The following is a 1,602-nucleotide window of genomic DNA, read 5'->3' on the forward strand; positions in this document are numbered from 1 at the left end:
TGGAGAAAGCATGTGAAAGGGGAATCAAGAAAAAGAGAGGAAAGACTTTCGGATATAAGGCTAAACAGGGATGGTTCTATCATTTTGGCAGGAACCAGTGCAGAGGAATTAGGAAAGGAGAACTGGAAGATTGTAAAACTGGGTGACAAACAGATAGACCAGTTAATCGAAAAACAGGATATTAAGATTTACCCGAATCCTGTGACTGATTATGCGTATGTGGAAATAGGCTTTACCTCTTCGGCAGGCTCAGGGCAAGGCTTTAAGGAAGCTGAGATTGTGGTGTATGATATGGGTGGAAGACAGCTTCAGAGTTTGAAAACCAAGAATATGGTGACTAAGATTAATACTCAGTCTCTTGTTCAGGGAGCTTACCTTGTGGTGGTGAAAACAGATACGAATAAAACAGCGAATGCAAAACTGATTAAAAAATAAGATGATGAAAAAACTTTTTCTAACTATTATCTTAATAATAACCGGGCAGGCTGATTTTTTTGCACAAAACTATAATCTGCATAGTGTTGATCTTGATAATGCCCTCACTCCTACTGCTTCAGTTTATTCACTTGGAAAATATGGTAACAGTTCTTCTGTAGACAATAAAGGAAAGTACAACCAGAATATAAGTCTGGTTAACCTGAAAACCGGTAATCTGAATTATAGTATGAATCTTCAATATTCCAGCAACGGTCTCAAGCTGAATGATTGGGGAGGAAGACTTGGGCTATTATGGAGTGATAACTTTACATCTGTGATCTACAGGGTAGTCAGGGGAATAGCAGACGGTTCCAGTCAGAAAGTAAATGAATTGGGAAGTGGCGGAGGCTTCAGCCTGGAGGAATACAAGACCATCAGAAACATGTATGAATCCAGCAGCGGTGGCTATACCTCCGGAAAAGATGGAGAATCAGATATTTTTTATTACAATATTTTTGGATTATCCGGTAGCTTTATTATTGTAAATGGTGAAGTAATTCAATTAAACTACAACAAAAAAATAAAAATAGAAGCTGGGACTTCTCTAAGCAGTTTTACCATTACCACAGATGATGGCACAAAATACTCTTACGGACAAAACGAAATGCTGGAAAAAACGGCCTACAACACCTTGTGCCGGGAAGAATATGCAACTCCATTACAAACAACAAGTGCATGGTTTCTTACAAAAATTGAAAGTATGGATACCAAAACCATCAACTTCCAATATACTACCATAAGTTCACAACATGTAGATGACTATAATGAGTCTTTTTTAGTAAAAAATAAAGCTTATCCGGGGGATGAATACTGTATAGATTTCGGGGGAAATCCTGTTCCACCTGTTCCTCAGGTCATGGAAACTTTCTACTGTACAAGAAGTAAGATATTTGAAACTAAAGTGCTTACAAAAATAACAGCAGATAATTTTACCATAGATTTTTATTACAATAACAGAGAAGATATTGGTAATGAAAAAATTTTAGATCACATTGATATTAAAAATACATTCGGAAGTGTGGTCAATAAAGTTAAATTCAGCTATGACAAATTTGGAAGTAACTTAAGTGTGAAGACTTACCCTTTTTCAAACAGTTGATAAATATAAAATATTCTCTAATTGAT

The 1,602-nt window shown here is 36.1% G+C and carries 2 protein-coding genes; both read left to right on the plus strand.

Features of this window, described 5'->3' with window-relative positions:
• Positions 1–435: T9SS type A sorting domain-containing protein (locus PMI13_RS19520; protein ID WP_007846996.1), on the plus strand; the 435-nt coding region annotated here is incomplete at its 5' end.
• Between the two features lie 4 nt (positions 436–439).
• Positions 440–1,576 (plus strand): hypothetical protein, encoded by a 1,137-nt coding sequence (locus PMI13_RS19525; protein WP_156104508.1) that lies wholly within the window; start codon positions 440–442, stop codon positions 1,574–1,576.
• Positions 1,577–1,602 lie beyond the last annotated feature (26 nt).

Origin of the sequence: Chryseobacterium populi (genome assembly GCF_000282115.1) — a bacterium.
GTDB lineage: Bacteria > Bacteroidota > Bacteroidia > Flavobacteriales > Weeksellaceae > Chryseobacterium > Chryseobacterium populi.